Source organism: Aeromonas sp. ASNIH2, from assembly GCF_002934795.1.
Lineage (GTDB): Bacteria > Pseudomonadota > Gammaproteobacteria > Enterobacterales > Aeromonadaceae > Aeromonas > Aeromonas caviae.
Map to the genome: position 1 here is coordinate 4,663,087 of NZ_CP026406.1, position 23,400 is coordinate 4,686,486.

Here is a 23,400-nt window from a genome sequence, read left to right on the forward strand (position 1 = left end):
TCAGGTAATGATGTAAACGCGGCAACCTCAAGGAGGTGTCGTAAAACATTTGTTTTGCGACAGGCTGTCAGCCGCCGCTGTGCTACCTGTGCAACACCCCCTCAAAAATGTACGGAAAACTCTATCGCTATTCACTATTATGCGGAAACCTGTTTTTGATGGTTATCCGCCTATGTTGGTTGGCTACATGCGCGTGTCGTCGGACTCCGACCGCCAGAGCACGGACTTGCAGCGCGACGCGCTGCTCGCCGCCGGCGTCGATCCGCGTCACCTGTTTGAGGATCGTGCCTCTGGCGCGAAGGATGACCGTGCCGGCTTGGCGCGGGCGCTTGAGTTCGTTCGAGCCGGCGATGTGCTGGTGGTGTGGAAACTCGACCGGCTCGGTCGCTCGCTGTCGCACCTGCTCGCCATTGTGACTTCGCTCAAGGACAAGCGGGTGGCGTTCCGCTCGCTGACAGAGAACCTGGACACTACGACGCCCTCGGGCGAATTCCTGTTCCAGGTGTTCGGTGCGCTCGCGCAGTACGAGCGCGCCTTGATTCAGGAGCGCGTCGTCGCGGGCTTGGCCGCCGCACGCAAACGCGGCCGGATCGGCGGCCGGCCGCAGGCGATCACTGGTGAGAAGCTGGACGCCATCGTCGCCGCGCTCGATGGCGGCATGTCTAAGGCGGCGGTGTGCCGCAACTTCAATGTCAAGCGCACTACGTTGATCGAAACATTGACGCGAGCAGGTTGGCGTGGTGCGGGAAGGACGGTCGATGAGCAACAAGAATAAGCTACTCACCGTCTTTTCTGACGCAGAGCAGGAAGCCTTGTACGGCCTACCGGACTTCGACGATGCTCAGCGGCTGGAATACCTGGCGTTGACCGAATCTGAACTGGCGTTCGCCAGCAGCCGGCCTAGCCTGCAGGCCCAAGTCTATTGCGTCTTGCAGATCGGCTACTTCAAGGCCAAGCATGCTTTCTTCCGCTTCGATTGGCATGAGGTCGAGGACGATTGCGCCTTCGTGCTGAGTCGCTATTTCCACGGCGAAGCGTTCGAACGCAAGGCGATCACCAAGCATGAGCACTACAGCCAGAGGGGTCAGATCGCCGAACTGTTCGGCTACCGGTCGTGGGCGGCTAGCTTCCTGCCGCAACTGGCACAGCAGGCTGAACAGATCGTGCGGCGCGACGTAATGCCAGGATTCGTGGCCGCCGAACTGATCGTTTGGCTCAGCGAGCACAAAATCATCCGGCCCGGCCACACCACCTTACAAGAGCTGGTCAGTGAAGCCCTGTCCACCGAACGCAGGCGCTTGGGCGGCTTGCTGGCAGAAGTGTTGGACGAATCGGCCAAAGCTGCGCTGGGCCAGCTCCTGGTGCGTGACGACACCCTGTCTCAACTGGCAGCGCTCAAGCAGGACGCTAAAGATTTTGGCTGGCGTCAGATGGCAGGGGAGCGCGAGAAGCGCGCCACGCTGAAGTCCTTGCACGGGATCGCCAAGGCGCTGCTGCCCAAGCTCGGCATCTCGCAGCAGAACCTGCTGTACTACGCGAGCCTGGCGAACTTCTATACCGTCCATGACCTGCGCCACCTGAAGGCGGAGCAGACCCGGCTCTACCTGCTGTGCTATGCCTGGGTACGTTACCGGCAGCTCACCGACAACCTGGTCGACGCGATGGCCTTCCACATGAAAAAACTTGAGGACGAGAGCCGCACGGGTGCGAAACAGTCCTTTGTCGCCGAACAGCTGCGACGCCATCAGGAAACGCCGCAGGTTGGCCGCCTGCTGTCGCTGTACGTGGACGACAGCGTGGCCGATCCGACGCCGTTCGGCGAGGTGCGCCAACGCGCCTACAAAATCATGTCCAGGGAATTGCTGCAAAACACGGCGCAGCGCATGAGCGTCAAGCCACTGAACAAACTGGCGCTGCACTGGCAGGCGGTGGACGGCCTGGCCGAACGCATTCGACGCCATCTACGGCCGCTGTACGTCGCGCTCGACTTCGCCGGCACGGCCCCCGATAACCCATGGCTCGCGGCGCTGACTTGGGCCAAGAGCGTGTTCGCCAAGCAGCAGCGCCTATCACAACGGCCACTCGACGAATGTCCGGCGGCAACGCTGCCGAAACGCTTGCGTCCGTACCTGCTGATGTTCGATGCCGAAGGCACGCCGACAGGCCTGCATGCCGATCGTTACGAATTCTGGCTTTACCGTCAGGTCAGGAAACGCTTCCAGGCGGGCGAGCTCTACATTGACGATAGCTTGCAGCACCGGCATTTGTCCGACGAGTTGGTTTCGATGGACGAGAAAGCCGCCGTGCTCGCGCAGATGGACATCCCCTTCCTGCGGCAGCCGGTCAGTGCCCAGCTCGATGCACTGGCGACCGAGTTGCGTGCGCAATGGGTGGCGTTCAATCGCGAGCTGAAACAGGGCAAGCTGACGCACCTGGAATACGACAAGGACACGCAGAGACTGACCTGGCGCAAGCCCAAGGGGGAGAACCAGAAGGCGCGCGAGCAAGCTCTCTACGAGCAACTGCCATACTGCGATGTCGCCGACGTGTTTCGCTTCGTCAACGGCCAGTGCCAGTTCCTGTCGGCGCTGACACCATTGCAGCCACGCTATGCGAAGAAGGTAGCCGACGCCGACAGTCTGATGGCGGTGATCATTGCCCAAGCCATGAACCACGGCAACCAGGTTATGGCACGTACCAGCGACATCCCGTACCACGTCCTGGAGAGTACCTACCAGCAGTACCTGCGCCAGGCGACGCTACATGTGGCCAACGATTGCATCAGCAACGCCATCGCCGCACTGCCGATCTTCCCGCATTACTCGTTCGACCTCGATTCGTTGTACGGTGCCGTTGATGGGCAGAAATTCGGCGTCGAGCGACCAACTGTGAAGGCGCGCTACTCGCGCAAATATTTCGGCCGCGGCAAGGGCGTCGTCGCCTACACGCTGCTGTGCAATCACGTGCCGTTGAACGGCTACCTGATAGGCGCACACGAGTACGAGGCTCACCACGTGTTCGACATCTGGTACCGCAACACGTCGGACATCGTGCCGAGCGCGATCACCGGCGACATGCACAGCATCAACAAGGCCAACTTCGCCATCCTGCACTGGTTCGGACTTCGTTTCGAGCCGCGCTTCACCGACCTCGACGACCAGTTGCAGGAGCTGTATTGCGCCGATGATCTGGCATTGTACGAGAAATGCCTGATCCGGCCGGCTGGCCAGATCGACCGGCAACTCATCGTCGGTGAGAAGGCGAACATCGACCGAATCGTCGCCACACTGGGCCTGAAGGAAATGACGCAGGGCACGCTGATCCGCAAGCTGTGCACCTATACGGCGCCGAACCCGACGCGGCGCGCAATCTTCGAGTTCGACAAGCTCATCCGCAGTATCTACACACTGCGCTACCTGCGCGACCCGCAACTGGAGCGTAATGTTCACCGCTCGCAGAACCGCATTGAGTCCTATCACCAGCTACGCTCGACCATCGCCCAAGTCGGTGGGAAGAAGGAATTGACCGGCCGCACCGACATCGAAATCGAGATCAGCAACCAGTGCGCCAGGCTGATCGGCAACGCGATCATCTTCTACAACTCGGCGATCCTGTCCCTGCTGCTGACGAAGTACGAGGCAGCTGGCAATGCCAAGGCGCTGGCGTTGATCACGCAGATGTCGCCAGCGGCCTGGCGGCACATCCTGCTGAACGGGCATTACACCTTCCAGACTGACGGCAAGTTCATCGACCTGGATGCGCTCGTGGCGGGACTGGAGCTGGGCTGACGGAAATTTCTGGGATTCCGGCGTACAACCCCGTAAAATGGAAGAGTGAGCACTTGATTTGCTGGTGCTTTCAAACAACGGTGTTGTTTTTTTAACAGCCGAACTGGAAAGGGAGGCTGAGCTGCTCAGTGATCACTTTATCCGTTGGCTGATTTACGCCGGCATGTTCGCTACAGGCACTGAACGACAACGCAGATGGTATGGTCTGTGCGTTCTGACTCGTCAAGGATCGGCCAATGGATCGTTTGTCTAATTTGCTCTCGCGGTTCGGCGTGCGGGCCAATCTGTTCTATGACGGCGACCTATGCGGCTCTGCATCTTACGATGGCGCCGAGCGGCGAGGTTATATCCATCTGCTTCAGGCCGGCAGCGTGACGTTGCTTGGTCCCGATCGCAAGGATTTGCAGCTCACTCGCCCTAGCTTGATTTTTATGCCACGCCCCGCCAAGCATCAATTGTTTGCGGGTGAGTCCGATGGCGCAAAGTTGTTGTGTGCTTCCATGGAGTTTGAGGGCGGAATTGATAATCCTTTGTCGGCTTCATTACCGGACTGTTTGGTGCTCGCACTCGATGATCTGCCCATGCTGGCAGACACGTTGGAGTGGATGTTTGCCGAGGCGGCAAATGTGCATTGTGGAAGGGAAGCCGCGCTTGAGCGCTTATTTGAGCTCCTAATCATTCTGTTGCTCCGTTACCTGCTCGATCATCACCAGTTGCGCACCGGAATGATGGCTGGACTGGCCGACATGCGGCTTGCCCGATCGCTTTTACAGATGCACAACTCCCCGGAACATGCCTGGTCAATAGCAGAGCTGGCCAGTGAGTCAAATATGTCACGCGCTGCGTATGCCGTGCATTTCAAGAGTGTCATCGGACAGACGCCTGCTGATTATTTGTTGAGTTGGCGAGTTAGCCTGGCTCAGAAGCTGATGCGAGAAGGGCGCTCGATTACGCTGATTGCAGCTCAAGTCGGCTACGAAAGTCCTTCGGCGCTGTCTCGCGCATTTAGACGCAAGACGGGGTTGAGCCCTCGTGACTGGTTGAAAGATCTGGCGGGGGAAAATGATGGCAAAAAGGCCTAAGGCATTACTGCCTTAAGCCATTGAAAAAATTATGCATTAATTTTACGTTTTTCCAGTTCAACCAGCGAATGGCCTGCCACAAATATCGAAACAGCAAGCAACCCTAAGTCTTTAAGCAGAAACTGACCTGGCGCAACGGAAATCGCCGGAAACCCTAAACTAGGCTCAATGACGCCCGGAGTGGAAAACATAAAGCTAAGGGTTGTGAAGAACAGGCCTGCAGACAGAGCGCCTCCTACCACGGATAGTTTGGGCGACAGCATGCGGCCTGCGATCAGAGTGCCGATCGAAATCTCTAGTATGCCGAGCAGGCTGGAGAACATGTCGACCGAAAAAATGCTATACACCCATCCCAAAAGCGGGCTGTTGCTCACCAGTGGAACCAGGCCCTCGGCCTCGTAGTGGGTAAATTTCATGCCGCCGAACCAGAAGTAAATAATAGCGAGAGCCAAGTACGCGCCATAGATACCTAGCCCCATAGTTTTGGTTCCAAGCGTTAAGTGGGCCTGTACGCTGGACTTCGAGTTTTCAATGCCTATGGTTTTCATGTCTGAGCTTCCAGTAGTGAGTGAGAGTGTGTTGGCTGCCGAACGCCGTATGCGTTGGCGATGAGATGATTATGGCTGGCATCTCTAATCAAGAGGCATCAGAAAGTATTGATTTCAGTGCAGATCGTCTTGGGCGGTGCAATTCGCGATGAAGGGATCGCCGTGGAGAGCGATGAGTGCACTATTTCGATAAAGGAGTCGTTTTACATAGGTCGATGAAGCGCGTTGCGGCATCGCCTACTGTCATTTCTCAAATCTGACTATGGGGCTTGGGGCGAAGGGCGGCACTGACTAGGCTTAGAACAGCTACCAACTAGCCGCGCGGCCGCGATGCACAAAGAATGGTAACTGAGCCGTGAGTGCGGTGGGCGCCCGCATTTATTTCCAAACCCTACAGATACATCGATCTTCGACTTCAACCGGGCAGATAGCTGTTGCAGCAAGCCTATCAATCGACTTTGACGTGTTAAAGAGGATAGGTTTTCCAGGGTTGGGGAACAGCATGCCCTGCAGAACGACACACGTCACTTTTGTTAAATTAATAAGCTAGCTACCTATTGGGCATAACCTTGCAATTTGCTTCAATTTACGCACATGCACTTGCGACCTCAAAATGCAACGTAAGCCCCGAATATCTCCATTATTGTCGCCGCCAGCCTTAGTTACAGCTGCTATGATGAATGAGATCGAAAACTGAAATCCCCCACTAGAATTGTTGACTGGAGTCAAAATGAATAAAAAGCGGCCGGTTAATCTTGATATTCGAACCATTCAGCTTCCTCTCACGGCGCTTACATCGATTCTGCACCGGATTTCAGGAATTATGCTCTTTATTTTTCTGGGACTGATACTGTATATGCTGAGCAAATCGTTGGAGTCAGAAAAGGGTTTTAATGAAGTCAAGGAGATTTTTTCTTCACCTTTCGGCAAAGTTAGTTTCTGGTTGGTATACTCTTCATTTATTTATCATCTCGTAGCCGGAATTCGACACCTAGTTATGGATGTGGGTGTTGGTCATACTTTGAAAGGCAGCAATCGCGCCTCTACTATTGTTTTAGTAGTGTCGGGTGTTTTAATGGTTGCTGGCGCCGTATGGATTTGGTAGCTGTGGAGTCGTAATGCGTATTTACAAGGACTAAAAGCGTCCTTTAAAGCTAACTTACGAAAGTATTTATAATCGACGGTTCACGCTTAAACGGTTGAATCCTTTCGGGCTTCCGAATAGCTGTTAGCTGAAAGCTATCATGAGCTAAGTTTTCTGTGCATCATCAAATGTGTTAATGGGAGCGCCATAGTACTAGGTACAAATATGGCTCTAGGACAATGTTAGATGTTTTGGATTTTGAGGCGGATCGCTCTTATCGAAGATCGTCTAATTCGCTCTGAAGCGCAGGTTTTTTGAAACTATCACCTGGTTGGCACACTGTGCGAATCAACATCAGATATGAGAAAGCCAATCAGGTGAACACTACCCTCGAGGGCTCATCTGTCCAGTTAAAGCCTCGAGTCTTTCTGGGTGCGCAAAAGACAAGAAGGTTATATGGGAAAATTATGAGGCCTGGATACCATGCGTCATGGGCGTGCCGATGCTGTGAGTGACAGAGCGAGAAGCAAGTGAAAGTCCCTGAAGTAGGGGCGGGATGCGCCCGAGTGGCATTTTTTGTCTTAAGGTAGATCGCGTAGCTGTTCTTCAGAATAATCTTCAGAGCGTTGACGACAGCCATCGCTGTGCATTCCTCAAGAATAGAATGTGTCGGAAGGGTGGCGTCATTGGTGTTAGTCATCGCTTAGGATTTCTCAATCTGGCTTACACGGGCGCCTGTACCGATATCCCCGCGGATGGCGACGTATCGATGTTGAATTCCTCGCCAGACGAAGTGCAATGAGCTGCGGCTATAGGCTTGCGCAGCCTTAGATAGCCGGCCGTCGCAGGCGCGCCGGTTGGCCGGGATCTTCTTCTGCCCGTCAGGTGTCCGGTCGGAACTCCAGCACGAACGCTACGACCTTTTCGGCGGACATTTCGCACGGCTTCAACAATGTCCTATCTGATGTAACGCGGAAGAGGTTGAAGCTGACAATGTCAGTCCCGTCCAACTCCCTGGCGAACAGACTGTTGCGACGTCCGTCCCCAGATCGCCGGACGATCAAGCTGAAACGCCGGCCTTCATAAGTCCCTTCTCTGTATCCCTCCGCAAGCTTCGCGAAAGCGGCATCGAACTCGGAATGCTCCATGTCATCCATCCTTATTGATAGAACAGAGGCGCGGCGGGTGCGAGACCGCCAGTGCCGGGTCGCGCTAAGGTGCCGGGCAGATTCCTGCAGCCGACGAGGCCCGGGGTGGGCAGGATAATTGGGGTCGTTTGCGGGAGGGGGCGGAATCCTACGCTAAGGCTTTGGCCAGCGATATTCTCCGGTGAGATTGATGTGTTCCCATCCGAGCGGCGAAACATGGGCCAAGAGATCGGGCGATAGCAGCTTTCCATCGCGTTTCTGGTTTGCAACGACCTCGCCGAGCTTCATGGTGTTCCAGAAGATGATGATGGCGGCGAGCAGATTCATGCCGGCGATGCGGTAATGCTGGCCTTCGGCGGAACGGTCGCGGATTTCACCGCGGCGGTGGAAGCTGATTGCCCGCTTCAGCGCATGATGAGCTTCGCCTTTGTTGAGCCCGATCTGGGCACGCCGTTGGAGTTCGGCATCCAGAATCCAGTCGATCATGAACAGGGTGCGCTCGACGCGACCGACTTCCCGCAGGGCTGTCGCGAGCTCGTTCTGCCGCGGATAGGAGGCGAGTTTCCGCAGAATCTGGCTTGGCGCGACGGTCCCGGCAGCAATGGTGGTGGCGATGCGCAGGATGTCGGGCCAATTGCGCTCGATCATGGCTTGGTTGACCTTTCCGCCGATCAACGCTCGCAGGTGCGCCGGGGCGGCCGACGGATTGAACGCGTAGAGCCGTTTGGATGGCAGGTCGCGGATGCGCGGAGCGAACCGGTAGCCGAGAATGGCACATGCGGCAAAGACGTGATCGGTGAAGCCGCCCGTGTCGGTGAACTGCTCGCGGATATGGCGTCCAGCATCGTTCATCAGCAGGCCATCGAGGATGTAAGGCGCTTCGCTTGCCGTTGCAGGAATTACCTGGGTTGCGAACGGCGCATATTGGTCGGAGACGTGGCTATAAGCTTTCAGGCCCGGGGTATTGCCATATTTCGCGTTGACCAGGTTCATGGCCTCACCTTGCTCTGTAGCGACGAAGAACTGTCCGTCGCTCGAAGCCGACGTGCCCATGCCCCAGAACCGGGCCATGGGTAACGCTGCCTGTGCCTCGACCACCATGGCCAGCGCCCGGTCATAGGCTTCGCCCTCGACATGCCACCGTCCAATGCGGATCAATTCCCAGAAGGTGTGGGTGTTTGTCGCATCCGCCATTTTGCGCAAGCCGAGGTTGATCCCTTCCGCCAAGATAACGTTCATTAGCCCGATCCGGTCAGCGCAGGGTGCTCCTGTGCGCAGATGGGTGAACGCTTCGGTGAAGCCGGTCGCCGCATCCACCTCCAGCAGGAGATCGGTGATGCGCGTGGGCGGGATCTGCTTGTAGAGATCGAGCACCAGATCTTCGGCGCCTGTCGGCGCGGCGGCTTCGAGTTTCTCGATATGCAGAACGCCGTTCTCAATCGACCCGCCCGGGATCGTGCCTGCGCGAGCGGCACGGCCAAGCTCGCGCAACCGCATGTCGAGGCGAGCTTGCCGGTCTGCCAGCCATTCCTCCGGCCGCAATGGCACAGCGAGACGACCGCCTTCCGCGATGGCTTGTGCCGGAACGAGTGCGTGTTTCAGATCGCCATAGCGCCGGGACCTAGTAAGCCAGACATCTCCGGAGCGGAACGCATCGCGCAGATGGAACAGCACCGCGATCTCCCATAGGCGAGCGTCGCCAGCCCTCTGGGCCCGAAGGTGGCGATGCCATTTCGAGCTGGGCCGCAAGAAGCTGGTCATCGCGGCATCGTTCAAACCGGTACGAAGGGCCGTCACAGCTTCCAGAAGCGGCAGTGCAACGGGCGCAGCTCGCAGATCGAGCAGGCGCAACATGCGTGGAGCGTATCGGCGGAAGCGGTGATAACCGTCGAGCACATGATTGAGCGGATCGTCGGCCATGGTGGCGGTCAGCCTGGTTGCCATTGCAACAAGGGTTTTTAAGCCGTCCCACCCTGACCCACTCGCGATGACATCGCCCAGCGGCTGGCCATCATCCTGTGCATCGACCAGGGCGCCCCCGATCTCGGCGAAGGATTTCAGGGTGTCACGCACCACCCCCGCTTCGTCTGCGACCTTTGCATGGCAAATACGCTCCGAAGCACGGTAGAGACGGCCGACGATCCGGTCGTGGGTTTCGACCACTGCGTCGGCCAACATCGCCTGCCATTCCGAGACGCAAACAGCCAAGATCGCAAGCCGCCTGTCCTCCGGGAGATCGCGCATGCCGTCGGCATAATACCGTTCACCCTGCCTGCGCAGACGAGTCACCCGATGGGCAGGAACGCCGGCAAGCAGATCCTCGGGGAGATCGACGCGTTGCAGATATTCGAGCCGGTCGAGCAGCCGGTTGGCCGACGAAGAGTTCGAGCCAGGCTCGAACTGGCGCAGCCACACAAAACGGGTCACCCGATCATCAGCCGTCTCCTCGAGCAATGCCAGCAACTGTTCTCGGATCGGCATAGGCAGCCGACTGGCGATCCTCGTCTCGATGCGTCGCTCGGCATCGACGAGAGCCGCGGCACAAAGCCGCTCGATCGTGGATGTCGCGGGAAGGACAGTGCGGGTGCGTCGGCACTCGGCTACGAAGCGACGGGCGATATCCTCGTTCGACACCGCCATCTCCGCTTCTCGGAACAACCATTCCTTCAGCTCGCTCGCACCACGCCCGGAGAAGGTGCGGAAGCCGTAGAGCCCCCGTAACTCGGCAAGATGCTCGTGCCGTGTTTCCTCGCGGGCAGCATAGTCTACGAGATCGTCGGCACCCAGGCCAAGCTGCGCTCCGATAAATTCGATGACCTCTGCAGGGATCAGTTCGCCTGGAGCCAGCACCCGGCCGGGATAGTGCAGGACACACAATTGCAGGGCGAAGCCGAACCTGTTGTGAACGCGCCGACGCAGCCTGATATGCCCAAGGTCTTCATCACTCAGCGTATAGTGCTTGAGCAAATCCGTCTGTGAAGTCGGCAAGCGCAACAGCGCGTCTTTCTGCCGATCGGTTAGAGTGACGCGACGCGGCATACATGTTCCTTTTTCAAAATCTGATAGCGTTCAAGACGCTTTATTTATGAAGCTGGTTGAGATACATTTCCAGAGGTCAATGCAATCGTGGCCGAAGCGCCGCCTCAAACCAACGTTTGTGATACATGCTGATCGGATATGCCCGCGTCTCCAAAGCCGATGGCTCGCAGTCTCTCGACCTGCAGCACGACGCCTTGCGCGCCGCAGGTGTCGAACGGGACAATATCTATGATGATCTTGCTTCCGGCGGTCGTGATGATCGCCCTGGCTTGACTGCCTGCCTCAAGTCATTGCGTGACGGCGATGTGCTGGTGGTCTGGAAGCTCGATCGCCTCGGACGATCGCTTGCCCATCTGGTCAACACGGTGAAGGAGCTGTCAGACCGCAAGATCGGCCTGCGGGTTCTGACTGGAAAGGGCGCTCAGATCGACACCACGACTGCGTCCGGTCGCATGGTGTTCGGAATCTTCGCCACCTTGGCCGAGTTCGAGCGGGATCTGATCCGAGAGCGCACCATGGCGGGTCTCGCCTCCGCGAGAGCGCGCGGTCGCAAGGGCGGACGAAAATTCGCGCTCACCAAAGCTCAGGTGCGTCTCGCGCAAGCCGCCATGGCCCAGCGCGATACTTCAGTTTCCGATCTCTGCAAGGAACTCGGCATCGAGCGCGTCACTCTCTACCGATATGTCGGTCCCAAAGGCGAGCTCAGAGACCATGGAAAGCATGTTCTCGGACTTACGTAGCAACTCGTTTCTTTTCGCAGGTTGAGCCACCTCCGCGCTTCATCAGAAAACTGAAGGAACCTCCATTGAATCGAACTAATATTTTTTTTGGTGAATCGCATTCTGACTGGTTGCCTGTCAGAGGCGGAGAATCTGGTGATTTTGTTTTTCGACGTGGTGACGGGCATGCCTTCGCGAAAATCGCACCTGCTTCCCGCCGCGGTGAGCTCGCTGGAGAGCGTGACCGCCTCATTTGGCTCAAAGGTCGAGGTGTGGCTTGCCCCGAGGTGATCAACTGGCAGGAGGAACAGGAGGGTGCATGCTTGGTGATAACGGCAATTCCGGGAGTACCGGCGGCTGATCTGTCTGGAGCGGATTTGCTCAAAGCGTGGCCGTCAATGGGGCAGCAACTTGGCGCTGTTCACAGCCTATCGGTTGATCAATGTCCGTTTGAGCGCAGGCTGTCGCGAATGTTCGGACGCGCCGTTGATGTGGTGTCCCGCAATGCCGTCAATCCCGACTTCTTACCGGACGAGGACAAGAGTACGCCGCAGCTCGATCTTTTGGCTCGTGTCGAACGAGAGCTACCGGTGCGGCTCGACCAAGAGCGCACCGATATGGTTGTTTGCCATGGTGATCCCTGCATGCCGAACTTCATGGTGGACCCTAAAACTCTTCGATGCACGGGTCTGATCGACCTTGGGCGGCTCGGAACAGCAGATCGCTATGCCGATTTGGCACTCATGATTGCTAACGCCGAAGAGAACTGGGCAGCGCCAGATGAAGCAGAGCGCGCCTTCGCTGTCCTATTCAATGTATTGGGGATCGAAGCCCCCGACCGCGAACGCCTTGCCTTCTATCTGCGATTGGACCCTCTGACTTGGGGTTGATGTTCATGCCGCCTGTTTTTCCTGCTCATTGGCACGTTTCGCAACCTGTTCTCATTGCGGACACCTTTTCCAGCCTCGTTTGGAAAGTTTCATTGCCAGACGGGACTCCTGCAATCGTCAAGGGATTGAAACCTATAGAAGACATTGCTGATGAACTGCGCGGGGCCGACTATCTGGTATGGCGCAATGGGAGGGGAGCAGTCCGGTTGCTCGGTCGTGAGAACAATCTGATGTTGCTCGAATATGCCGGGGAGCGAATGCTCTCTCACATCGTTGCCGAGCACGGCGACTACCAGGCGACCGAAATTGCAGCGGAACTAATGGCGAAGCTGTATGCCGCATCTGAGGAACCCCTGCCTTCTGCCCTTCTCCCGATCCGGGATCGCTTTGCAGCTTTGTTTCAGCGGGCGCGCGATGATCAAAACGCAGGTTGTCAAACTGACTACGTCCACGCGGCGATTATAGCCGATCAAATGATGAGCAATGCCTCGGAACTGCGTGGGCTACATGGCGATCTGCATCATGAAAACATCATGTTCTCCAGTCGCGGCTGGCTGGTGATAGATCCCGTCGGTCTGGTCGGTGAAGTGGGCTTTGGCGCCGCCAATATGTTCTACGATCCGGCTGACAGAGACGACCTTTGTCTCGATCCCAGACGCATTGCACAGATGGCGGACGCATTCTCTCGTGCGCTGGACGTCGATCCGCGTCGCCTGCTCGACCAGGCGTACGCTTATGGGTGCCTTTCCGCAGCTTGGAACGCGGATGGAGAAGAGGAGCAACGCGATCTAGCTATCGCGGCCGCGATCAAGCAGGTGCGACAGACGTCATACTAGATATCAAGCGACTTCTCCTATCCCCTCGGAACACATCAATCTTACCGGAGAATATCGTTGGCCAAAGCCTTAGCGTAGGATTTCGCCCTCTCCCGCAAACGACCCCTAATTGAGATGTCGGCGCCCGCATGGCTATCAGCGAAGTCGTCCGTCCAGTCTGCTAGGCAACGTCCACGCCTTTCCAGAAAGCGATGTAATCCCGGATACCCTCGGCATCCGGAGTGGGGGCGGGATAGGTCCAAGCGGCGTTCACGTTGAGCGCGTCACCCGCGCGAACATGAAAGAAGCGCGCGGCGCCTTTGATCGGACAGACAGATGTGTGCGGGCTCATCTCAAGCAGGCTCAGGTCGACTCCTGACGGTGGGAAGTAGTGATTTCCCTCGACGATGACTGTTTCGTCGCTTGTGGCGATAGTAGTGTCTTTCCAGATGGCTGAGACCAACGGACTCTCCTTTTGTATTCATCAACCGGCGAAGGCTCGCGGGCTGGCTGCCCCAAGCCGCACCTCCTCAGGTGGCAGGCGGGTTGCGCCCGAGAAGTTTGTCGAGCTCGCCTCTGACATCGAGCGCGAATAGCTCATCGGAGCCACCGATAAGGGTGCCATTGATGAAGATCTGCGGCACGGAGCTTCGCCCCGACGCTTCCGCCATGGCCTGCCGGTGAGCCGGATCCGCCTCAATATCGAGCTCCTTCCATCGCACGCCCTTTTCCTTGAGGAGCGCCTTCGCTCGGCGGCAGAACGGGCACCAATTCGTGGTGTACAGCAATACATCAGTTGTCATATTGCATCTCCGGCAGTTGCACGCGGATCGCTGTCATGGCGTTGATCTCCAATTCGCGGCGTTCAAAGATGGCGACTGCACCTTGGCCGACATCGGAGCAGATGCTGACGATTGGCCGCTATCCAGGCGACATGGCCCAAAGTGCTTTCACCGCCAGGCAGAGGCCGCACGCGCCTCCTGTAGCGCCGAGCCGATGCTCTAAGGTAACCGAGCCTCGATTGGGACGGAAGCGGTCCCGCTCGAATCGCCCATCATGCTGGTCGAGCATATCAGGACGACGGATAGTGCAGGAACTTTCAAATTGAGCTTGATGTCGAGCCAGGTATCGCGAGCGAAGGCGTTCTAGAGGCCGGGGGGTACGAAGACTGTGTTCGGCAAAACGGTTCACGTTGATCGCCAAAGCTTCCCAGGGCGCACGTCTACGATCGGCGCGACGTGAGATAGCTCGCGCCGCTAGCCCCCGTAGCGCTCCGTCTTGATGATGGAGGCGTCCAAGCCCGCCAGCAGCGCGCTATCGGTTGCGATGTTGACGAATCCGTTAGACCCGCAGACGAACACTTGCGTCGGCTTTCCCTGAAGCCTGGTTAGAATTTCTTGGACCATCATGCCGTCGATCCGTCGCGCAAAGTCCGATGCGCGAACCGGTTTCTCGCGCGTAATCGCGAGCGCCAGGACGAACGCCGGATCGCTGATTTCGATGCAATGAAGTTCTTCTGAGAAGAGAACGTCCTCGGCGGTTCGTGCGGACAGGAGCAACGCTGTCGGAACGGCTTGGGCCAATGCGCGGCGCTGCCGGATCATTGCCATCAACGGCACGAGGCCGGAGCCTCCCCCGATCAACAGAACCGGATCTATGGCAGGCTCAGGCCAAAGGAAATGGCCACCGAGCGGACCGCGAACTTCGATTTCGTCACCAATCGCCGCGATGTCGTGAAAAAACGGCGAAACTTCGGCATCCGGCATGCGCTCGATAGCTATCTCGACGATCGGGGTCGAAACTGCCGATGACGCGATCGAGTAGCTGCGCATTGCACTGTAGCCGTCGGGCGCGGTCAGCCGGATATCGACGTGCTGACCTGCGGTGTGCGCGAACGGCTTGCTCAACCGAAGGAAGAAGCTCTTGATACTCGGTGTTTGCTGGATGATGTCGTCGATCACGCATGATTGCCACGAACGGACTTGCGCTTCGTTTTCAGTCATGGGTGTATCGTTGTTCGCGCCACGGATCGCCGTAGATGTGATAGCCGTGCAGCTCCCAAAAGCCGGCCTCGTCACGCGTCGTGAATTGCAGCGCATTCACCCATTTGGCGGATTTCCAGAAGTAAAGGTGCGGCACTAGAAGACGCGCCGGCCCCCCATGATCGCGGGAAAGTGGCTTGCCCGCATAACTGAGGGCGACCATCGCTTTCCCGGAAAGCAGATCCGTCAGAGGGACGTTTGTCGAATAATTATCGTAGCAGTGCGCCAAGACGAAATCGGTAGGCCGATCAAGCTCTGCATCTGCAAGGATGTCTTCAATGAGTACACCCTCCCAAACGGTATCCAGTTTGGACCAAGAGGTGACGCAGTGAATATCCTTTGTCACCTGGGTCTTTGGTAGAGTGTTGAATTCTCCCCAATTCCACGTTTTGACGGGCTTCGGACCAATTTTGACTGTGAATTTCCAGTCGGAGGGCTCTACCCTCGGCGTAGGGCCGGCCGACAGAACAGGGAAATCCTCCACCAGATGCTGACCTGGCGGAATCCGATCGGACTGGTCGCCTGAACCGCGACCGGTGAAACCTCTGGTGACCATAGTGACCCCTCTTGCTCGATACGGCAGACCGAAGCCGGCCTTCATTTCAGTACTCTGCGTAAAGCATTTGCCCGCACATCCGCCGAATAAGCCAATCGACTAAAAATCAGATACAGATGCTCTATCATCGTAAAAAATCGCGTATCGAACATAGCGTCAGGCCAGCATGATTCCCAATACCCAATGGCTATAGGGTAGATAACCCCAAGGCTGCGTACGCTGATCTGCGGTATGCGGAGCGGAAGTTGCAGGTTCGCTCTCAAACGGATGGGCAGCGTGCAAAGCTCAAGGCTCACCAGCGCATGGTTGCCCAGTTCGCGCTCGCCGGCAGCTTGAGTATATTAAGGACGAAATGTCGATCTGATCTATTCTGGCTTCAGGAAATAGGGAAAATAAGGTCGGACGTTCGCGCACCGTCGCGACGCGCGATCATCCACTAAGCTTCTGTATCGGGGTTGGAGGATCAGATGAACGAGATCGAACGACAAGCGCCTGAGCTGCGGGTGCAAAAATGGATTGGCAAAGATGGGGAAAGTATCGCGCCGTTCAAACTGTCAGATATCGGGCCCGGCCCGAAAATCTTGTTTGCCTTCCAGCATTGGTGCCAAGGTTGCCATTTGCATGGGTTTCCGACGCTACAAAAGTTGCATGCAGCGTTGAGCTCAAAAGACGTGGGGTTCGCAGTGATCCAGACCGTCTTCGAAGGAACGCATGAGAATACCTTCGAGAAGTTGCGCGTGAACCAGCTCAAGTATGAGCTTCCTATCGTTTTCGGTCACGACGAGCAACCGACCGGCTCGCCGTTTCCAACCTTCATGGAAGACTACCGCACACGAGGAACTCCGTGGTTTACGGTTATCGACGCTGGCGGTAGCATTGTTTTCTCGGACTTCCATCTCGACGCGGAGCGACTAGTGAAGCAACTTGAGCAAGGTTAATCGTTGGAAGGTGGGCAATCATCCTGATTGCCACCCATCCCCTGATGCCCACTACAGGCGTTGCGCGCTGTAACTCTGTTGATCAGCGTGCGAAAACCCGGATCCGGATAGGAGGAGCGTCAACGATTGAATCAATCCGTTGGGAGAGGGCGGCTCCGCTCCGTCAGCTCGGCAATAGATAACCCATTCTCGCCGAGCAACTCTCTGATCCGATCGACGATATGAGCCCCTAGCGCCGCTGTCTTGGTCCCCCCCACAGATTCCCAAGATGCGAGTTCACACGCCGATACCTCGTGGTCAGCGCCGAAGTGCTTCTGTCGGTATGTCACCGCCGCCCTTCAATGATAAAGGCGCGGTAACGGGAACCGGCAAAGCGTTGAGCAGCGATGGTTTGGTAGGCGGGACTGTCATACCAGTCGCGAGCGGCCTGCATCGTCGGGAAACGCAAGATTACGGCCCCTTCGATGGGCGGCCCCTCCAAATGCTGGATCGCGCCATAAGCGGCGAGAAAGGTAACGTCGTGACCATCGAACGATGGTCCGACGCCTGCAGAATAGGTTGCGAGTGCATGTGGGTCGCTGGTTTCTTCCCGCGTAAAGACGACGAACGCTTCCATCATTAGGCCTCTCAAAGGTTGGATCTGTTGGCCATTACCACCGGTGATGGCCTCACAGTCGTCAGGCTGGCAACTGGAACCCGATTTGTTGATCAGCGCGCAAAAATGACCAGGTTTCCGGGGTTTTCAGCGTCCAATTTTGACCACCCCGGAGTGTGTGCAACTATCCGATCTTTGGATCGGAGAACCTGGAGTGTTAATCATGGAAACCGTGTTGAAGATCCGGCGTATGCATCAGGTGGACGGCCAGTCCATCAGCGCCATCGCTAAAGTCACAGGACTCTCTCGCAATACCGTTCGCAAATACCTTCGCCAACCTCCCTCCGAACCGCCCAAGTACCGCCGTCCACAGCCAGCCAGGCCCAAGCTCGGTGAATTCGAGTCGACACTGACCCAGTGGCTGGACCTCGATGCCAAGCGGCCCAAGCGACAACGCCGCTGTGCCAGGCAACTCTTCGAAGACCTACAACGCCTGGGCTACCAGGGGGCCTACGACAGCGTCCAGCGCTTCGTCCGTGACTATAAACAGCAGTCAGCCAAAGTGGCTGCCTTTGTCCCCCTGACGTTCGCGGCTGGTGAGGCCTATCAGTTTGACTGGAGCGAGGAAGAGGTGGAGATCGGCGGCGTGGTGCAGCGGGTCAAGGCTGCCCATTTTCGCCTCACCCACAGCCGCCAGCCCTTCGTCATGGTGTTTCCTCGCGAAACCCAGGAGATGGTGTTTGCCGCTCACGATGCGGCCTTTCACTACTGGGGCGGCGTGCCACGCCAGGGCATCTACGACAACCTCAAGACCTGTATCGACCAAGTACTTGAGGGGAAAGAGCGCCGCTTCAATCCCCGCTTCCTGGCGCTGATGAGCCATTACGTCATTGAGCCGGTAGCCTGCACCCCTGCCTCGGGTTGGGAAAAGGGCCAGGTTGAGAAACAGGTTCAGGATGTGCGCCGGCGCTGCTTTACACCCCGGCGCAAGGTCGACAGCCTGGCCGAGCTCAACCGTCGGCTTATCCAGGAGCTGGAGCAGGCAGCACAAACACGCCCCCACCCGGACGACCCCTCGCAAACAGTGTGGCAGCGCTTCGAGCAGGAACGGACCACCCTGCGCCCCCTGGCTGCGCGCTTCAATGGCTATGTGGAGCGGGAGCTGCGGGTTGACAGCACCTGCCTCATCCACTTCGACCGCAACACCTACAGTGTCGACAGCCGTTACGCCCATCGTCATGTCACAGCCCGGGTCTTCGCTGACCGGCTCCAGGTGTATGCCCAGAGCGAGCTTATTGCCGAGCATCCCCGCCAGTTTGGCCGGGACAAGACCCAGTTCGACCCCTGGCATTACCTCGGCCTGCTCGAGCACAAACCCGGCGCGCTGCGCCACGGTGCTCCCTTCAAGGAGTGGGTGTTACCGCCGGCTTTGAGCCGCTTACAGCAGCAACTGCTGAGCCGCAAGGGCGGTGACCGGGACATGGTCAAGCTACTGTTGGCTGCCCGGCAGGACGGACTCGACCTGTTGGAGCAAGCCTGCCAGCAGGTACTGCTGCTGGGCGGCAGCTCGGCCGAGCTGGTACTCAACCACCTGCAGCGGCTGCGCCGCCCCGTCGAGGTGCCACAGCTCCATGCTCAGGTGGTGCCGCTTGCACAGCCGCCGCAGGCCAACTGCCAACGCTATGACAGCCTGTTACCGGGAGGTCAGCATGTCAGCCGATGAAATTTACCAGCGCCTGCAGGGGTTGAAACTGTTTGGTATGGCGGCGCTGTGCGACGAGCTGCTGGCGCATCGGGAGCGTCCCTTACCACCGCCGGAGCAGTGGCTCAAACGGATGATCGAAGCCGAAGAATCCGAACGTCAGTGTCGCTCGATCCGCTATCAGATGGGCATCGCCAAGTTCCCGCTGGCCAGGGACCTGGACAGCTTCGAGACCGCAGACACCCCGGTCAGCCCCGTGCACCTGTCCGCGCTGGATAGAGATGACTTCCTGGAGCAGAAGCGCAATCTGCTGCTGATAGGCGGAACCGGGACGGGTAAAACCCATCTGGCCATCGCCCTGGGGCGCAATGCCGTGCGCCGGGGCAAGCGAGTGCGTTTCTACGGCGTGGTGGATCTGGTCAACCAACTGGAGCAGGAGAAGGCGGCAGGCAAAGCCGGGCAGCTTGCCAACCGGCTGGTCAATGTCGATGCGGTTATCCTGGACGAACTGGGCTACTTGCCGTTTGCCGAAAGCGGTGGCGCCCTGCTATTTCACCTGATCAGCAAGCTGTACGAGCGCACCAGCCTGATCCTGACCACCAACCTGGCCTTCAGCGAATGGAGCAAGGTATTTACGGATGAGAAGATGACAACGGCGATGTTGGATAGGATCACCCATCACTGCGAGATCATCGAGACAGGAAACGACTCCTACCGCTTCAAACAGAGGATGAAATCAGCCAGCTAACCCTGGTCAATTTTGGACGCTGAACCCTGGTCATTTTTCGATGCTGATTGACAACCCGATTTTCATGAGTGCCTCGACGCACGCATCCTGATCCTGCTGATAGTTGCCTCCGGAGATGCCTATGCCGCCGATCAACTTCCCATCCTCCAGAATCGGATAACCGCCGCCGACAGCGACCATCCGAGGGCGATAGGCTAGCGGCGCCACTTTTGGATCGTTGGTCACATAGTCGTTCCAGACATGGGTCGGGAACCCAAACGAGGCGGAACTCCAGGCCTTGTCGATGGCAACATCGACGGTAAGGAACGGCGCATCGTCGGTGCGCTCGAACGCGCGCAGGTTACCGGTGGCGTCGACGACGGCGACGGCAGCCGGGATGCCGATGGCACGGGCCGCAGCGAGCGCCGCGTCGATGAGGGCGACTGCGGTTTCGCGGTTGATCGAGGCGGTGGCAATAGATTTGGTCATGGGATTCTCATCGCTGGGGCATAACCCGTTCGGCTTTTTGAGGTTGGACAAGATGTTTGGCGATCGCGGTCGTTAGAAGCCTTCGAGGACGATCTTGCCTTTAGCCGCGCCACTTTCGATCAGTGCATGCACCGTCTTCAGATTGGCGGCATTGATCGGCGACAGTCGCCGGGTCAGCGTCGTGCGGATTTTGCCGTCGTCAACCAGCGCTGCCATCGCATCCAGAATCTCGCCCTGCTCATTCATGTCGGGCGTGCCGTAGATCGACCGCGTGAACATCAGCTCGTGGTGGATCGACACCGCCTTGCGCTTGAAAACCATGATATCGAATGCCTTGGGATCGTCGATCAGTCCGAACCGTCCTTGTGGGGCGATCAGTTCGGCGATGTCGGCGACATGTTGCTCGGTATGCGTGGTCGAAAAGACGAAAGCGGGAGCACCGATGCCGAGTTCGGCGATCTGTGGCGCGAGCGGACGAGAATGGTCGATGACGTGGTGAGCTCCAAGCCCTCTTACCCACTCTTGGGTTTCCGGTCGAGAGGCTGTGGCGATGACGGTGAGGTCCGTGCGCTGTCGCGCGATCTGGACGGCGATCGACCCAACCCCGCCCGCGCCACCGATGATGAGGATCGCCTCCGCCGCACCGGGTACGGGCTTCGCCACGTCCAGGCGGTCGAACATCGCCTCCCAGGCCGTCAACGTCGTCAGCGGCAGCGCCGCCGCTTCCGCCCAGGAGAGCGACGCAGGTTTGTGACCGACAATCCGGGCGTCGACGAGATGGAACTCCGCATTGGTACCGGGCCGTGTGATCGATCCGGCATAATAGACCTCGTCGCCTAACTCGAACTGCGTGACGTCGGGGCCGACCTCGCGCACAATCCCGGCGGCATCCCATCCCAGCACCTTCCAATCGCCATCTGCCGGCGGCGTGCTGTTGCGGACCTTGTAGTCGACCGGGTTGACCGAGACGGCCTTCACCTCAACCAGGATATCGTATCCTGCAGCGACAGGCCGAGGCAGATTGATGTCGACCAGCGCGGCATCCGCGGCGATGGGTCCCGGAACCTTGTAACCAATGGCTTTCATAAATGTCTCCAGCTTGCTTGATCGGATGACGCGAATGCTCGTTAGTCAACTTCTTCTACATTGAGGTCCCGACTCTTGAACTGGGTCGCGGTAGCAGATTTCATCGAACACGTCGATCAACAGGCCCTTATGCTCGGTCGCCGGATCGGTGATCGCGTAGAGGGTGGAGGCGTTATCGCCATCATCACCGCTTCCGAGGCGAAACGCCGCGTCGACGCAGATGCCGCACGGACCGATGGTTGATCCTGGCTCGAGATCGACGAGATTGCTGTCCTTGACGCGCTATTCGCGGTCTTAGCCCTTGGCGATGAAGGACTGAACTGCTTGTAGAGCGTCGGTCAGCTGCTATGTCATGGACGCACCTTCATCTTGAGTTGGATTGGACAAGCTTCCGTATAAGGCCCGCTGTAACCGTCAGATGACGGCGAAGAAAACGATGGGCAGTATTCACAGCCACTTAGCCTTCTTGAAGCGCACAAATAGGAAAACGCACGATATCGCTATCACTCCGAGCACGACAAAGTATCCGTAGGCCGTGTCCAGCTCCGGCATGTGCTTAAAGTTCATGCCGTATATTCCAGCGATCGCCGTCGGGACTGCCAGTATTGCCGCCCAAGCCGCCAGCTGGCGGGTGATCACCCCCGTCCTTTGCGCTTCAAGAAGGCTGCTGGCCTCAAAGACCGTGGACAGGACAAGCAGGAGGCCGTCGACCATGGACTGCACGCGGTGGACATGGTCCGCGACGTCGTGGAAATATGGTGTCATTTCGGCGCTGATGCAGGGAAAGTGGCCGCGAACGAGCTTTCGCACCAGCTCGGCCATAGCCCCGAGCGTGCGCTGGAACCGCGTGAGTTCGGACCTTAGTTCGAAGATTCGCGCCACCTCTTCTGGCCCGAGGAAATCGTGCAGCGACCGTCGCTCCATCGCCAGGACGTCGTCCTCGATCATTTCGAAGATGGGCAGATACTGGTCGACCACGCGATGCAAGATCGCGTGCAGCACATAGTCGACACCCTTGCCGAACTGCGTCGGCGATGCCTCGAGTTGCTCCCGAAGTTTGCCCAGCGCTCCGGCATTGCCGTGCCGCACGGTGATAAGGTGATTGTGACCGGTGAAGATCGCCATCTTGCCGTAGCTGATCCGGTCGCCGACCAGCTCGGCGGTCTGCGCGACGACGTACAACTCATCGTTGTAGACCTCGAGCTTGGGCGGGCACAGCGGGTGCATCGCGTTGTCGATCGCCAACGGATGAAGATTATATGTCCTTTGGATCGCGAGTAGTTCCTCGGGGGTGGGTTCGCTAAGCGCGATCCAGCAGAAGCCCGAGCGACTCTCGCCCAACTTGACGTGCTCATCGAGCGCGATTTCGCGAACTCGCTTGCCTTCGTTGTAATAATAGGCGGCGATGATGCTCATGCTGGCCTCGCGGGAATGTGGAGGCCACGCTGGACGGCCGGTCGAGCCAGCCCGCGTCCAAGCCATGCGCGGACGTTCGAAAAGCTGCTGAGGCCAAGGATGTCACCCGCAGCGTAGAATTCCACCAGCGCATTCACCCAGCCGAGCGTCGCGATGTCCGCGATCGAATAGTCGTCGACGATCCAGTCGCGGCCTTCCAGCCGGCGATCCAGAATCCCCAGCAGACGCGTGGATTCGTCGATAAAGCGCTGTTGCGGCCGCTTGTCCTCATAGTCCTTGCCGCCAAATCGCAGGAAGAAGCCGAGCTGACCGAACATCGGCCCGATGGCCGACATCTGAAAGAACACCCACGCTAGGGTCTCGTAACGCTGGCCTGGTTCGGTGGAGATGAACTGACCCGTCTTGTCGGCCAGATAGAGGAGGATCGCACCGGATTCCCATAAGGCGATGGGTCTACCGTCAGGGCCAGCCGGATCGATGATCGCCGGTATGCGTCCGTTCGGGTTCAGCGACACGAACGCCGGATCCTTCGACTCGTTGTTCGAGATGTCGATCAGGTGGGGCTCGTACGCCAGGCCAGTCTCCTCAAGCATGATCGAGACCTTGACGCCATTGGGCGTAGGGGCTGCGTAGAGTTGCAGGCGATCGGGATGAGATGCCGGCCAGCGCTGCGTGATCGGAAAGGACGAGAGGTCTGGCATAAATCTGCGATCCTGGTGTTGCGATGGCGACTGAC

Annotated in this window: 23 protein-coding genes; 11 read left to right on the forward strand and 12 right to left on the reverse strand. The window is 58.0% G+C overall.

Annotation, left to right across the window (positions count from 1 at the left end):
• Nucleotides 1-172 precede the first annotated feature (172 nt).
• The 3 genes from C3F36_RS22165 to C3F36_RS22175 all read left to right on the forward strand — a co-directional run bounded on the left by C3F36_RS22165 (nucleotide 173) and on the right by C3F36_RS22175 (nucleotide 4,870).
• Nucleotides 173-775, forward strand: a complete 603-nt coding sequence (locus tag C3F36_RS22165) for a recombinase family protein (RefSeq protein ID WP_010465829.1) — start codon at nucleotides 173-175, stop codon at nucleotides 773-775.
• Nucleotides 759-3,788, forward strand: a complete 3,030-nt coding sequence (locus C3F36_RS22170) for a Tn3 family transposase (RefSeq protein WP_032432545.1) — start codon at nucleotides 759-761, stop codon at nucleotides 3,786-3,788. The genes C3F36_RS22165 and C3F36_RS22170 overlap by 17 nt, the downstream gene beginning before the upstream one ends.
• A gap of 236 nt (nucleotides 3,789-4,024) precedes the next feature.
• Nucleotides 4,025-4,870: an AraC family transcriptional regulator gene (locus tag C3F36_RS22175; RefSeq protein ID WP_003464995.1), complete on the forward strand. Its 846-nt coding sequence runs from the start codon at nucleotides 4,025-4,027 to the stop codon at nucleotides 4,868-4,870.
• A gap of 29 nt (nucleotides 4,871-4,899) precedes the next feature.
• On the opposite strand, the gene C3F36_RS22180 is transcribed toward C3F36_RS22175, so the two are convergent.
• A complete protein-coding gene (locus C3F36_RS22180; RefSeq protein ID WP_003464991.1) occupies nucleotides 4,900-5,418 on the reverse strand; it encodes a YkgB family protein in 519 nt (172 codons plus the stop codon).
• Between the two features lie 730 nt (nucleotides 5,419-6,148).
• Between C3F36_RS22180 and sdhC the strand changes: the two genes are divergently transcribed.
• Nucleotides 6,149-6,523 carry a succinate dehydrogenase, cytochrome b556 subunit gene (gene sdhC / locus C3F36_RS22185; protein ID WP_005005993.1) on the forward strand — a complete coding sequence of 125 codons (375 nt, stop codon included), beginning with the start codon at nucleotides 6,149-6,151 and terminating at the stop codon, nucleotides 6,521-6,523.
• Between the two features lie 860 nt (nucleotides 6,524-7,383).
• On the opposite strand, the gene C3F36_RS22195 is transcribed toward sdhC, so the two are convergent.
• Nucleotides 7,384-7,650: a hypothetical protein gene (locus C3F36_RS22195; protein ID WP_003464988.1), complete on the reverse strand. Its 267-nt coding sequence runs from the start codon at nucleotides 7,648-7,650 to the stop codon at nucleotides 7,384-7,386.
• A 153-nt stretch (nucleotides 7,651-7,803) separates the two neighbouring features.
• On the reverse strand, nucleotides 7,804-10,689 hold the full coding sequence (locus C3F36_RS22200; protein WP_031943935.1) for a Tn3 family transposase: 2,886 nt from the start codon (nucleotides 10,687-10,689) through the stop codon (nucleotides 7,804-7,806).
• A gap of 125 nt (nucleotides 10,690-10,814) precedes the next feature.
• Between C3F36_RS22200 and C3F36_RS22205 the strand changes: the two genes are divergently transcribed.
• The 3 genes from C3F36_RS22205 (at nucleotide 10,815) to C3F36_RS22215 (ending at nucleotide 13,134) form a co-directional block, all read left to right on the forward strand.
• Entirely contained in the window at nucleotides 10,815-11,429 is a 615-nt protein-coding gene (locus C3F36_RS22205) for a recombinase family protein (protein WP_000904906.1), read from the forward strand.
• A 65-nt stretch (nucleotides 11,430-11,494) separates the two neighbouring features.
• A complete protein-coding gene (gene aph(3'')-Ib, locus C3F36_RS22210) occupies nucleotides 11,495-12,298 on the forward strand; it encodes an aminoglycoside O-phosphotransferase APH(3'')-Ib (protein ID WP_031943936.1) in 804 nt (267 codons plus the stop codon).
• On the forward strand, nucleotides 12,298-13,134 hold the full coding sequence (locus C3F36_RS22215; protein WP_000480968.1) for an aminoglycoside O-phosphotransferase APH(6)-Id: 837 nt from the start codon (nucleotides 12,298-12,300) through the stop codon (nucleotides 13,132-13,134). The genes aph(3'')-Ib and C3F36_RS22215 overlap by 1 nt, the downstream gene beginning before the upstream one ends.
• A 160-nt stretch (nucleotides 13,135-13,294) precedes the next feature.
• Here the strand turns inward: C3F36_RS22215 and C3F36_RS22225 are convergent, their stop codons facing one another.
• The 4 genes from C3F36_RS22225 to C3F36_RS22240 form a co-directional block, all read right to left on the reverse strand.
• Nucleotides 13,295-13,576 carry a DUF427 domain-containing protein gene (locus C3F36_RS22225; RefSeq protein ID WP_003464986.1) on the reverse strand — a complete coding sequence of 94 codons (282 nt, stop codon included), beginning with the start codon at nucleotides 13,574-13,576 and terminating at the stop codon, nucleotides 13,295-13,297.
• A 67-nt stretch (nucleotides 13,577-13,643) separates the two neighbouring features.
• Nucleotides 13,644-13,916 carry a glutaredoxin 3 gene (gene grxC / locus C3F36_RS22230; RefSeq protein ID WP_005005995.1) on the reverse strand — a complete coding sequence of 91 codons (273 nt, stop codon included), beginning with the start codon at nucleotides 13,914-13,916 and terminating at the stop codon, nucleotides 13,644-13,646.
• 453 nt (nucleotides 13,917-14,369) lie between these two features.
• Nucleotides 14,370-15,116 (reverse strand): ferredoxin reductase, encoded by a 747-nt coding sequence (locus tag C3F36_RS22235; RefSeq protein ID WP_002118292.1) that lies wholly within the window; start codon nucleotides 15,114-15,116, stop codon nucleotides 14,370-14,372.
• The gene (locus C3F36_RS22240) at nucleotides 15,109-15,711 is read right to left on the reverse strand and encodes a sulfite oxidase-like oxidoreductase (protein ID WP_003464980.1); all 603 of its coding nucleotides are present in this window, start codon (nucleotides 15,709-15,711) and stop codon (nucleotides 15,109-15,111) included. Before C3F36_RS22240 ends, C3F36_RS22235 begins: the two co-directional genes overlap by 8 nt.
• A 467-nt stretch (nucleotides 15,712-16,178) precedes the next feature.
• Between C3F36_RS22240 and C3F36_RS22245 the strand changes: the two genes are divergently transcribed.
• Complete coding sequence (locus C3F36_RS22245) at nucleotides 16,179-16,649, forward strand: TlpA family protein disulfide reductase (protein WP_003464979.1); 471 nt, start codon at nucleotides 16,179-16,181, stop codon at nucleotides 16,647-16,649.
• 325 nt (nucleotides 16,650-16,974) lie between these two features.
• Here the strand turns inward: C3F36_RS22245 and C3F36_RS22255 are convergent, their stop codons facing one another.
• The gene (locus C3F36_RS22255) at nucleotides 16,975-17,268 is read right to left on the reverse strand and encodes a DUF1330 domain-containing protein (protein WP_010591688.1); all 294 of its coding nucleotides are present in this window, start codon (nucleotides 17,266-17,268) and stop codon (nucleotides 16,975-16,977) included.
• A gap of 199 nt (nucleotides 17,269-17,467) precedes the next feature.
• Between C3F36_RS22255 and istA the strand changes: the two genes are divergently transcribed.
• Together istA and istB are read left to right on the forward strand one after the other, a co-directional pair.
• Nucleotides 17,468-18,967, forward strand: coding sequence for an IS21 family transposase (gene istA / locus C3F36_RS22260; RefSeq protein WP_010675355.1), 1,500 nt, complete (start codon nucleotides 17,468-17,470; stop codon nucleotides 18,965-18,967).
• Nucleotides 18,954-19,694, forward strand: a complete 741-nt coding sequence (gene istB, locus C3F36_RS22265) for an IS21-like element helper ATPase IstB (RefSeq protein ID WP_010675356.1) — start codon at nucleotides 18,954-18,956, stop codon at nucleotides 19,692-19,694. The genes istA and istB overlap by 14 nt, the downstream gene beginning before the upstream one ends.
• A gap of 30 nt (nucleotides 19,695-19,724) precedes the next feature.
• On the opposite strand, the gene C3F36_RS22270 is transcribed toward istB, so the two are convergent.
• Both C3F36_RS22270 and C3F36_RS22275 read right to left on the reverse strand, forming a co-directional pair.
• On the reverse strand, nucleotides 19,725-20,162 hold the full coding sequence (locus C3F36_RS22270; RefSeq protein WP_104455938.1) for a GlcG/HbpS family heme-binding protein: 438 nt from the start codon (nucleotides 20,160-20,162) through the stop codon (nucleotides 19,725-19,727).
• Between the two features lie 72 nt (nucleotides 20,163-20,234).
• On the reverse strand, nucleotides 20,235-21,248 hold the full coding sequence (locus tag C3F36_RS22275; RefSeq protein WP_002118279.1) for a zinc-binding alcohol dehydrogenase family protein: 1,014 nt from the start codon (nucleotides 21,246-21,248) through the stop codon (nucleotides 20,235-20,237).
• A 75-nt stretch (nucleotides 21,249-21,323) separates the two neighbouring features.
• On the opposite strand from C3F36_RS22275, the gene C3F36_RS23640 reads away from it, so the two are divergent.
• A complete protein-coding gene (locus tag C3F36_RS23640) occupies nucleotides 21,324-21,491 on the forward strand; it encodes a hypothetical protein (protein ID WP_016487060.1) in 168 nt (55 codons plus the stop codon).
• A gap of 204 nt (nucleotides 21,492-21,695) precedes the next feature.
• Here C3F36_RS23640 and C3F36_RS22280 read toward each other — a convergent pair whose 3' ends face one another.
• The gene (locus C3F36_RS22280) at nucleotides 21,696-22,664 is read right to left on the reverse strand and encodes a magnesium and cobalt transport protein CorA (protein WP_003464971.1); all 969 of its coding nucleotides are present in this window, start codon (nucleotides 22,662-22,664) and stop codon (nucleotides 21,696-21,698) included.
• Nucleotides 22,661-23,365, reverse strand: a complete 705-nt coding sequence (locus tag C3F36_RS22285; protein ID WP_003464969.1) for a glutathione S-transferase N-terminal domain-containing protein — start codon at nucleotides 23,363-23,365, stop codon at nucleotides 22,661-22,663. The genes C3F36_RS22280 and C3F36_RS22285 overlap by 4 nt, the downstream gene beginning before the upstream one ends.
• Nucleotides 23,366-23,400: the final 35 nt, after the last annotated feature.

What these genes read in the sequence shown, in the direction of transcription:
- C3F36_RS22165 (WP_010465829.1), top strand. Translation starts at nt 173, where the DNA reads ATGTTGGTTGGCTACATGCGCGTGTCGTCGGACTCCGACCGCCAGAGC.
- C3F36_RS22170 (WP_032432545.1), top strand. Translation starts at nt 759, where the DNA reads ATGAGCAACAAGAATAAGCTACTCACCGTCTTTTCTGACGCAGAGCAG.
- C3F36_RS22175 (WP_003464995.1), top strand. Translation starts at nt 4,025, where the DNA reads ATGGATCGTTTGTCTAATTTGCTCTCGCGGTTCGGCGTGCGGGCCAAT.
- C3F36_RS22180 (WP_003464991.1), bottom strand. Translation starts at nt 5,418, where the DNA reads ATGAAAACCATAGGCATTGAAAACTCGAAGTCCAGCGTACAGGCCCAC.
- sdhC (WP_005005993.1), top strand. Translation starts at nt 6,149, where the DNA reads ATGAATAAAAAGCGGCCGGTTAATCTTGATATTCGAACCATTCAGCTT.
- C3F36_RS22195 (WP_003464988.1), bottom strand. Translation starts at nt 7,650, where the DNA reads ATGGAGCATTCCGAGTTCGATGCCGCTTTCGCGAAGCTTGCGGAGGGA.
- C3F36_RS22200 (WP_031943935.1), bottom strand. Translation starts at nt 10,689, where the DNA reads ATGCCGCGTCGCGTCACTCTAACCGATCGGCAGAAAGACGCGCTGTTG.
- C3F36_RS22205 (WP_000904906.1), top strand. Translation starts at nt 10,815, where the DNA reads ATGCTGATCGGATATGCCCGCGTCTCCAAAGCCGATGGCTCGCAGTCT.
- C3F36_RS22215 (WP_000480968.1), top strand. Translation starts at nt 12,298, where the DNA reads ATGTTCATGCCGCCTGTTTTTCCTGCTCATTGGCACGTTTCGCAACCT.
- grxC (WP_005005995.1), bottom strand. Translation starts at nt 13,916, where the DNA reads ATGACAACTGATGTATTGCTGTACACCACGAATTGGTGCCCGTTCTGC.
- C3F36_RS22235 (WP_002118292.1), bottom strand. Translation starts at nt 15,116, where the DNA reads ATGACTGAAAACGAAGCGCAAGTCCGTTCGTGGCAATCATGCGTGATC.
- C3F36_RS22240 (WP_003464980.1), bottom strand. Translation starts at nt 15,711, where the DNA reads ATGGTCACCAGAGGTTTCACCGGTCGCGGTTCAGGCGACCAGTCCGAT.
- C3F36_RS22245 (WP_003464979.1), top strand. Translation starts at nt 16,179, where the DNA reads ATGAACGAGATCGAACGACAAGCGCCTGAGCTGCGGGTGCAAAAATGG.
- C3F36_RS22255 (WP_010591688.1), bottom strand. Translation starts at nt 17,268, where the DNA reads ATGATGGAAGCGTTCGTCGTCTTTACGCGGGAAGAAACCAGCGACCCA.
- istA (WP_010675355.1), top strand. Translation starts at nt 17,468, where the DNA reads ATGGAAACCGTGTTGAAGATCCGGCGTATGCATCAGGTGGACGGCCAG.
- istB (WP_010675356.1), top strand. Translation starts at nt 18,954, where the DNA reads ATGTCAGCCGATGAAATTTACCAGCGCCTGCAGGGGTTGAAACTGTTT.
- C3F36_RS22270 (WP_104455938.1), bottom strand. Translation starts at nt 20,162, where the DNA reads ATGACCAAATCTATTGCCACCGCCTCGATCAACCGCGAAACCGCAGTC.
- C3F36_RS22275 (WP_002118279.1), bottom strand. Translation starts at nt 21,248, where the DNA reads ATGAAAGCCATTGGTTACAAGGTTCCGGGACCCATCGCCGCGGATGCC.
- C3F36_RS22280 (WP_003464971.1), bottom strand. Translation starts at nt 22,664, where the DNA reads ATGAGCATCATCGCCGCCTATTATTACAACGAAGGCAAGCGAGTTCGC.
- C3F36_RS22285 (WP_003464969.1), bottom strand. Translation starts at nt 23,365, where the DNA reads ATGCCAGACCTCTCGTCCTTTCCGATCACGCAGCGCTGGCCGGCATCT.